The sequence below is a fragment of the Aeromonas sp. s6 genome, assembly GCF_040907815.1.
Classification (GTDB): domain Bacteria; phylum Pseudomonadota; class Gammaproteobacteria; order Enterobacterales; family Aeromonadaceae; genus Aeromonas; species Aeromonas caviae.
In genome coordinates this window covers 1-7745 of sequence record NZ_JBFOCN010000088.1, presented here as the reverse complement: position 1 = coordinate 7745, position 7745 = coordinate 1, and the positions used below count along the sequence as shown (strand labels likewise).

Here is a 7745-nt window from a genome sequence, read left to right as displayed (position 1 = left end):
AAGGCGACTGCGTAATGAATTTCTGGACTTGAGAGGTGCTTACAGCAAACCCGTACTCTGGTCACGCTCTTACTTTGCGGGCTCTTGCGGCGGAGCACCGTTGGAGGTGATCAAGCAATACATTCAAAACCAGCGGGGCTGACGCCCCGGCGAAATTCCCCTCCCACCTACGTCGGAGGGAGTCCCCTTTCGTATTTAAGATGGGAACTGAAGCGGCGAACGATTAATTATAAAAGCGTCAATTCGAGCTGACGCCGCGACATATAGTGTCGCATGAGATGACATCGATAGAATTTATGACCACAAAAATCACTTTTACAACATAAGTGAACTGAAATATTTGATTAATGCAGTTTAATACTTCGACAAGGCGAGAAGCAGGGAAGCCCTGCCGGGCGACACGGGCTCCCCGCACACCTTCCCCGCCCCGTCAGACCGGCTGCCAGCCGCGCATGACCCTCAGCAGGTCCTTCCAGCTCACTATGCCCACCAGGGCGCCGTTTTCCAGCACAGGCAGGCAGGAGATCTGGTGCTCCAGCATGAGGCCGGCGGCCTCTTTCAGGGAGCGTTCGGGGGAGACGGTGATGGGTTCACGGCTCATGATCTGGTGGGCGCGCCGGTTGAGGGTCTCGGTGTCCCGGTTCATCTCGGCATCCGTGTCCAGATAGGGGCTGATGGCACGCAGCAGATCCCGGTCCGAGATGACCCCCACCAGCTCCTCTTCTTCCACCACCAGAAGGTGGCGGAAATGGGCCTGCTCGAAGATCTCCTTGATGACACTCAGCCTGTCATCCATGGAAACGGTCGCGACCCGGGTCGTCATGATCTCTTTAATCAACATGGTCAGCCTCCTGCCCCCCAGATGTCTCTGTTATGACACGTTTTTCCGGCGGCAGCCATCCCCCCCGCCCTCAAGTGCAAATTTGTGTCATTTCACGTAAGATCCGCGCCAGTTTCTCTCCTTCAATCGAGCCAAGCAGACCCATCCATGATAGTTGCCAGTCAAATCGAACTGATCCGCGGCGGCCGCACGCTGCTGGACAACGCGTCCGCCACCATACACCCCGGCCACAAGGTGGGCCTGGTGGGCAAGAACGGCTGTGGCAAGTCCACCTTCTTTGCGCTGGTGCGGGGCGAGCTGGCCATCGACAACGGCAGCTTCAGCCTGCCCGCCGGCTGGCAGATTGCCGGCGTGGCCCAGGAGACCCCGGCGCTGGACTGCTCCGCCCTGGAGTACGTGATCGACGGCGACAAGGAGTTCCGCGCCCTGGAGGGCGAGCTCGCCCGGGCCGAGGCGGATGACAACGGTCTGCTGGTGGCCGAGCTGCACGGCAAGCTCGATACCATAGGTGCCTACAGCATTCGCGCCCGTGCCGCCGAGCTGCTGCACGGTCTGGGTTTTGGCGGCGATCAGCTCGACTCGCCGGTCAGAAGCTTCTCCGGTGGCTGGCGTATGCGCCTGAACCTGGCCCAGGCGCTGCTCTGCCGCTCCGATCTGCTGCTGCTGGATGAACCGACCAACCACCTGGATCTCGACGCCGTCATCTGGCTGGAGAAGTGGCTCAAGGGCTATCAGGGCACGCTGGTGCTCATTTCTCACGACCGCGACTTCCTCGATTCCGTGGTGAATCGCATCATCCATATCGAGAACGGCAAGCTCAACGAATACAGCGGCGGCTACTCCGACTTCGAACTGCAACGGGCCGAGCACCTGGCCCAGCAGCAGTCCATGTACGAGAAGCAGCAACGGGAGATGGCCCACATGCAATCCTATGTGGACCGCTTCCGCTACAAGGCCTCCAAGGCCCGTCAGGCCCAAAGCCGGCTCAAAGCCATGGAGCGGATGGAGAAGATCCTGCCCGCCCACGCCGACTCCGAGTTCAGCTTCGAGTTTCGCGAGCCCTCCGCTCTGCCGACCCCGCTCATCGCCATGGAGAACCTCAGCGCCGGTTACGGCGACAAGGTGATCCTGGAGAAGATCAAGCTCAACCTGGTGCCGGGGTCGCGCATCGGCCTGCTCGGTCGCAACGGCGCGGGCAAGTCCACCTTCATCAAGATGCTGTCGGGCTCCAACCCGCCCCTCTCCGGCAAGCTGGAGGTGAGCGCCGGGGTGAGCATCGGCTACTTCGCCCAGCATCAGCTCGAGACTCTGCGCCTTGATGACAGCCCACTCGATCACCTGGTGCGCCTGGCCCCGGACAAGACCGAGCAGGAGCTTCGCAACTACCTCGGCAGCTTCGGTTTTCACGGCGACAAGGTACTCGACAAGGTGGCCCCCTTCTCCGGCGGTGAGAAAGCGCGTCTGGTGCTGGCTCTCATCACCTGGCAAAAGCCCAACCTGCTGCTCCTGGATGAACCGACCAACCACCTGGATCTGGAGATGCGCCACGCCCTGACCATGGCCCTGCAAGGGTTCGAGGGGGCCATGGTGGTGGTTTCTCACGACCGTCACCTGCTGCGCACCACCACGGATGACTTCTATCTGGTCCACGGCGGCCGGGTCGAGCCCTTCGATGGGGATCTCGACGACTACCACAAGTGGCTCGGCGAGCAGGAGAAAGAGGCCAATGCCAAGCCGGCAGATGGCACTGTCTCCGCCAACTCGGCGGTGGCGCGCAAGGATCAGAAGCGCCTCGAAGCCCAGTTCCGGCAAGCGACCCGGCCGCTGCGCCAGAAGCTGGAGAAGCTCGAAACCAGCATGGAGAAGCTGCAGGCCAAGCTGGCCGCGGTGGAAGAGCAGCTCGCCGATCCCGCCATCTATGAAGAGAGCGCCAAGGGCAAGCTCTCCGAGCTGCTCAAGTCCCAGGTCCCCCTCAAGGAGGAGCTGGAGCACGTCGAGCTGGAGTGGATGAGCCTCTCTGAAGAGCTGGAAACCATGGAGCAGGCCTTCTTTGCGTGATGAAGCCTTGATGGCCAGCGAGCGGGTCAGCCCCGACGCCCTGCCCACCCCTTCCGAGTTCTGGACATGGAGCACAGGCGCCTATGGCCAGCGCAGCCAGGACTGGCTCCACGTGCAAAGCATGGGGGGCAACGTCAACCTGGCGCTCCTGCTGCACCACCTCGACCTGCTCCGGATCCCGGTCGACCTCACGGACTTGCAACCGGCCCTGGTACAGACCGAGGCGGTGCTACTCCCCTGGCGCACCCTGCGCCAGCAGGCCAAGTCACGGGTGGGGGCCGAGGAGTACCAGACCATGCTGGCCCACGAACTGGAGCTGGAGCGGCTGCAACAGGGGGTCTTGTTGCAGACCCTGCGCACCCTCGCCCTGTTTCGCGGCGACAGCCGCAACCTGTTTCACTATCTATCGTTACTGGGTGCCCAGCAGGGCCCCCTCAGAGATCTCATATGCTGAGCTACCGCCACGCCTTTCACGCCGGCAACCACGCCGATGTGCTCAAACACGCCGTCCAGGCCCTGATCATCGAGTCCCTCAAGAAGAAGGAGAAACCCTTCATCGTGCTGGACACCCATGCCGGTGGCGGTCTCTACGACCTGCGCGGCGACTGGTCCCAGAAGAAAGCGGAATACGCCGACGGGATCAAACGCCTGTGGGATGAGCGGGCCCAGTGGTCTGCCATGGCCCCCTATCTGGGTGTCATCGAGGAAATGAACAGCGATGGCCAGCTGCACTACTACCCCGGCTCGCCGGAGCTGTCCCGCCGCCTTATCCGCGATCAGGACAAGCTGGCGCTGATGGAGCTGCACAACAACGAGGTGGAGGATCTTCGCGCCAACATGGGGTACGACCCCCGCGTCGCCGTCCACCATCGCGACGGCTTCGAGGGGCTGGTGGCCCTGCTGCCCCCCACCCCGCGCCGCGGCCTGGTGCTCATCGACCCCCCCTATGAGCTGAAGGAAGATTACTTCGCCGTGGTCGATACCCTTAAAAAAGCGCAAAAGCGCTGGGCCACCGGCATCTACGCCCTCTGGTATCCCATCCTCGGGCAAGAGGCGGACAAGTCCCGCGACATGCTCAAAGCGATCAAGCGGGAGAACTTCGGCAACGTCCTGGTGGCCGAGCTGGAAGTGGCCGGCCAGACCAGCGATTGGGGCATGAACGGCTCCGGCATGCTCATCGTCAGCCCCCCCTGGATGCTGGACGAGCAGATCGAGGCCTTCTTGAAACCCTTGTGCGCCAAGCTGGCCCAGGGCGCCGGCGCCCAGTACAGGGTGGAGTGGCTGAACAAGGCCGAGGCCTGACCCTCGGAACCACAGAAAATGAAAAAGGGCCTGTCACAGCAGGCCCTTTTCATTGGGGCTGATGACCCGGCACGTTCACGCTGGCCAGCTGCTCGGGCAGGCGGCTCGCCAACCAGTCGATGGCCATTCTGGTCTTGAGCGGCAAGTGCGGGCTGTGGGGCCAGAGGGCGTTGATGGGATAGCTCCTGCCCTTGAGCGCACCCAGCACTTCGCGCAGCTCGCCCCGTTCAAGGTGCGGGCGTGCCAGCCAGGTCGGCAGCCAGGCGAGACCAAAGCCCGCGATGGCTGCCTGGGTGATGGCGTTGAGATCGTCCATCTGCAACCGCCCTCTGGGCTGGACCTCGCGCCATGCCTCGGCCTCCTGCCACCACCACGACAGCACCCGCCCCTGGCGCAGATAGGCAATGCACTCGTGCTCCGGTAACTCGGCCAGGGTCACAGGTTCCCCCCGCTCGGCCAGATAGGCGGGCGAGGCGCAAAGCGTCATGCCGTGCTCCCCGAGCCTGCGCGCCGCCAGATCCAGGCTGTCCGGCGGCTCTGCGTTGCGGATCACCAGATCCATCCCCTCCTCCACCAGATCCACCTTGCGATCGCTGAACGACAGCTCCAGGGCCAGCCCGGGATGCGCCTTCGCCAGCGCCAGCAAAATGGGGGCCACGCACTGCTGGCCGAACAGCACCGGCATGGAGACCTTCAATCTGCCGTTGAGGATGAGCTTGTTGCTGGCCAGCGCCGTTTCCCCAAGACGCACCTCCTCCAGCGCCCGCAGGCAGTGGCGATAGAAGAGCGCACCCTCCTCGGTCAGGCTCTGGCTGCGGGTAGTGCGATGAAACAGTTGCACGCCGAGACGCAGCTCCAGCCGCGCCACCCCCTTGCCCACCGCCGAGCGGGTGAGGTGAAGCCGCTCCGCCGCCTGGGCGAAACTCCCCGCCTCCACCACGGTGGCGAAGAGATCGATGCCGTTGAGCGTGTTTGCCATCTATTGCATACCTTTTGGAACCAATATGGCGAAATTCTATCAGCACTGCGGAAAAAAATGACTGGTAAGCTCCCTTCATTCTTCACACGTTTCAGATGGAGTTTCCCTCATGAGCCAGATCCTGCTGCTGCAATCCAGCCTCAACGGCCCCGCATCCCGCACCAACCAGTTGATGGAGCGCTTCCTGCAAACACGCCGGGAGCAGGGCCATCAGGACCAGGTGGTGGTGCGTGATCTGACCGCCCTCGACTTGCCCGCCCTCGACAGCCCGTTGTTTCACGCCCTGCGGGGGGCTGAACCGGCCAATGAGGCCATCCGGCAGGCGGTGGCGCTGTCGGATCGGCTGATTGCCGAACTCAAGGCCGCCGACCTGCTGCTGATCGGCGCCCCCATGTACAACCTCAATGTACCGACCCCCCTCAAGAACTGGTTCGATCTGGTGGCACGGGCCGGGGTGACTTTCCGTTACACCGACACCTACCCCATGGGGCTGGTGGAAGGGGTCAACGCCCTGGTGTTCAGCAGCCGCGGCGGCGTGCATCAGGGACAGACGACAGATGCGGTCACCCCCTACCTCCAATCCGTGCTCGGCCTGATGGGCATCACGGAGGTGGAATTCGTCTACGCAGAGGGAATGGATCTGCGCCCCCACGGGGCGGAACAGGGAATGCGCGAAGCCCATGCTCGGATCGCTGGCCTCGGCAGGTAGGGCCATCACCCGATCTTGCCCCTTCCAACCGGCCGCCTGCTGCGCGGGACATTCCAAGTAAAAAAGCCCCCCAAGGGGCTTTTCTATGACTGCGGCAGTGGCGGCTGAAGAGACTAGGCTTGCCTGGCATCGGCGCCTGCGGGCATGTCCCGCCAGAGCGCCAGAATGAGCAGCGCCAGCAGGGCAAGGGGCGGCACCAGGCAGAGCAACACGCACAGGAAGGTGACAAGCCCCGGGTGGCGGCTCTTGCGCCGGGCCAGTCGCCAGGCCACCACGCCGACGACGATCATCAGCAGCAGCATGAAGAGAACAAACAGGTTGGAGTTGATGGTCATGAAAGCTCCTTTTTCATGGAAAAGGCACACTCTAGCGCCGTTGCGTTCCCGCGCAACTCCCAATCTGGTGGTGCCTCCCCCGGTCGATAGGCGTTTTCTATTTCGCCGATAGATGAGAATGGTTTTCATTTGATGGAATTCTGGGTGATACTGCCTTCATCGCCAGAGGAGACACCACCATGAAAAAGACCATCAGCTTCGCCATCCTGCACTTTTGTGTCGCCTTCACCGTGGCTTACCTGCTGACCGGCGAACTGCTCACCGCCAGCCTGATCGCCCTCATCGAGCCCGCCGTGAACACAGTCGCCTTCTACTTCCACGACCTTGGCTGGCACAAGCTCAAGCCCCACCACAGCCTGCAGGCCAAGACCAGCAGCTTCGCCCTGGTCCACTTCTCGGTGGCCTTCGGTGTCGCCTACCTGCTGAGTGGCGAGCTGCTCACCGGCGGCGTGATGGCACTGATCGAACCTGCCATCAACACCGTCGTCTTCTTCTTCCACGAGCGGCTGTGGCGCAGCCGCCAGACCTTGGCGCTGGCCGGCGTCTGATTGCCATGCAGGGCCGCCCGCCACCCAAAAACACGGGGTGCTCCTGCCTCCTTCGGGTGTAAAGTGTGCTCTGGTCACGGGGCATCATGCCCCCTGTTGGAGCCCTGTCGATGAACAAGATCTTGCTTGGAACCCTGCTGTTTTGCCCTCTGCTGGCCGCCGCAGCCACCCCGTCCTTCGAGTGCGCCAAGGCGAAAGGCGCCGCCGAAACCCTTATCTGCAAGGATGCCGGACTGGCTGCGCTGGATAACGAGCTGTCAGCCCTCTATCCCAAGGCGATTGCCGGGTACTCCCCCGAGCAGCAGAAGAGCGAGCGCGCCATCCAGCGCGGCTGGATCAAGGGGCGCAACGACTGCTGGAAGGCGGGCGACCTGCGCCAGTGCGTGGAAGATAGCTACCAGTTGCGGATCACCGAGTTGCAGATAAAAGGCGGACAACTGAAGGTGCCGACACCGGTGGACTACCAGTGCGGCAAGAGCGTCACCCTCTCCACCTACTTCTACAACGAGGCCAAGCGGCCCGCCGCCATGATCAACCTGAGCGAGGGTAACAACCAGCAGCAGGTGCTCGCCTATGAGACCCCCAGCGCCAGCGGCGCCCGGTACGAGGGGCAAAATCTCACCCTCTGGACCAAGGGGAGCGACGCCATGCTGGAGCGCTACGGTCAGCCCACCCTCAACTGCAGCGAGATCCCGGGCAACTGATCCTCCGCCCGGCCAGAGGCCGGGCAACCACTCCCGTACAGGCAGCAAGTGGGTCACCAGTTGGTGGCCGCTCGCCCCCTTTTACCTATCCCCAGCCCCCTCTCGCCAATCAAGCCCGGACGCCAGGCTTTCGGGCTAGGGAAGGTGCGAACAAGTCCCTGATATGAGATCATGTTTGTCATCTGGAGCCATGGAACAGGGTTCATCATGAGTCATCAACTTACCTTCGCCGACAGTGAATTCAGCAGTAAGCGCCGTCAGACCAGAAA

At 62.6% G+C, this 7745-nt stretch carries 10 protein-coding genes; 7 read left to right on the top strand and 3 right to left on the bottom strand.

Annotated elements, in window-relative coordinates; all coding sequences use genetic code 11:
- Positions 1 to 142: transposase (locus AB5Y50_RS13740; RefSeq protein ID WP_319861765.1), on the top strand; the 142-nt coding region annotated here is incomplete at its 5' end.
- A 288-nt stretch (positions 143 to 430) separates the two neighbouring features.
- Here AB5Y50_RS13740 and AB5Y50_RS13735 read toward each other — a convergent pair.
- Entirely contained in the window at positions 431 to 841 is a 411-nt protein-coding gene (locus AB5Y50_RS13735) for a CBS domain-containing protein (protein ID WP_010675511.1), read from the bottom strand.
- A 147-nt stretch (positions 842 to 988) separates the two neighbouring features.
- Here AB5Y50_RS13735 and AB5Y50_RS13730 point away from each other — a divergent pair, with 147 nt between their 5' ends.
- Genes AB5Y50_RS13730 through AB5Y50_RS13720 form a run of 3 tightly spaced genes read left to right on the top strand, consistent with a single transcriptional unit; the run spans position 989 to position 4201 of the window.
- Complete coding sequence (locus AB5Y50_RS13730; RefSeq protein WP_109113227.1) at positions 989 to 2899, top strand: ABC transporter ATP-binding protein; 1911 nt, start codon at positions 989 to 991, stop codon at positions 2897 to 2899.
- Complete coding sequence (locus AB5Y50_RS13725; protein WP_039040190.1) at positions 2892 to 3353, top strand: DUF2390 domain-containing protein; 462 nt, start codon at positions 2892 to 2894, stop codon at positions 3351 to 3353. The genes AB5Y50_RS13730 and AB5Y50_RS13725 overlap by 8 nt, the downstream gene beginning before the upstream one ends.
- Positions 3347 to 4201: a 23S rRNA (adenine(2030)-N(6))-methyltransferase RlmJ gene (locus AB5Y50_RS13720; RefSeq protein ID WP_109113305.1), complete on the top strand. Its 855-nt coding sequence runs from the start codon at positions 3347 to 3349 to the stop codon at positions 4199 to 4201. Before AB5Y50_RS13725 ends, AB5Y50_RS13720 begins: the two co-directional genes overlap by 7 nt.
- A gap of 49 nt (positions 4202 to 4250) precedes the next feature.
- Here AB5Y50_RS13720 and AB5Y50_RS13715 read toward each other — a convergent pair whose 3' ends face one another.
- Complete coding sequence (locus AB5Y50_RS13715; RefSeq protein ID WP_109113176.1) at positions 4251 to 5180, bottom strand: LysR family transcriptional regulator; 930 nt, start codon at positions 5178 to 5180, stop codon at positions 4251 to 4253.
- Between the two features lie 109 nt (positions 5181 to 5289).
- Between AB5Y50_RS13715 and AB5Y50_RS13710 the strand changes: the two genes are divergently transcribed.
- Positions 5290 to 5889 (top strand): FMN-dependent NADH-azoreductase, encoded by a 600-nt coding sequence (locus tag AB5Y50_RS13710; protein ID WP_128313887.1) that lies wholly within the window; start codon positions 5290 to 5292, stop codon positions 5887 to 5889.
- Positions 5890 to 6002: 113 nt separating this feature from the next.
- Here the strand turns inward: AB5Y50_RS13710 and AB5Y50_RS13705 are convergent, their stop codons facing one another.
- Positions 6003 to 6224, bottom strand: a complete 222-nt coding sequence (locus AB5Y50_RS13705; RefSeq protein ID WP_109113174.1) for a hypothetical protein — start codon at positions 6222 to 6224, stop codon at positions 6003 to 6005.
- A 179-nt stretch (positions 6225 to 6403) separates the two neighbouring features.
- Between AB5Y50_RS13705 and AB5Y50_RS13700 the strand changes: the two genes are divergently transcribed.
- The gene (locus AB5Y50_RS13700) at positions 6404 to 6772 is read left to right on the top strand and encodes a DUF2061 domain-containing protein (RefSeq protein WP_039040193.1); all 369 of its coding nucleotides are present in this window, start codon (positions 6404 to 6406) and stop codon (positions 6770 to 6772) included.
- A 110-nt stretch (positions 6773 to 6882) separates the two neighbouring features.
- A complete protein-coding gene (locus AB5Y50_RS13695) occupies positions 6883 to 7476 on the top strand; it encodes an MliC family protein (protein ID WP_210557006.1) in 594 nt (197 codons plus the stop codon).
- Positions 7477 to 7745 lie beyond the last annotated feature (269 nt).

What these genes read in the sequence shown, in the direction of transcription:
- AB5Y50_RS13700 (WP_039040193.1), top strand. Translation starts at nt 6,404, where the DNA reads ATGAAAAAGACCATCAGCTTCGCCATCCTGCACTTTTGTGTCGCCTTC.
- AB5Y50_RS13715 (WP_109113176.1), bottom strand. Translation starts at nt 5,180, where the DNA reads ATGGCAAACACGCTCAACGGCATCGATCTCTTCGCCACCGTGGTGGAG.
- AB5Y50_RS13720 (WP_109113305.1), top strand. Translation starts at nt 3,347, where the DNA reads ATGCTGAGCTACCGCCACGCCTTTCACGCCGGCAACCACGCCGATGTG.
- AB5Y50_RS13710 (WP_128313887.1), top strand. Translation starts at nt 5,290, where the DNA reads ATGAGCCAGATCCTGCTGCTGCAATCCAGCCTCAACGGCCCCGCATCC.
- AB5Y50_RS13695 (WP_210557006.1), top strand. Translation starts at nt 6,883, where the DNA reads ATGAACAAGATCTTGCTTGGAACCCTGCTGTTTTGCCCTCTGCTGGCC.
- AB5Y50_RS13705 (WP_109113174.1), bottom strand. Translation starts at nt 6,224, where the DNA reads ATGACCATCAACTCCAACCTGTTTGTTCTCTTCATGCTGCTGCTGATG.
- AB5Y50_RS13730 (WP_109113227.1), top strand. Translation starts at nt 989, where the DNA reads ATGATAGTTGCCAGTCAAATCGAACTGATCCGCGGCGGCCGCACGCTG.
- AB5Y50_RS13735 (WP_010675511.1), bottom strand. Translation starts at nt 841, where the DNA reads ATGTTGATTAAAGAGATCATGACGACCCGGGTCGCGACCGTTTCCATG.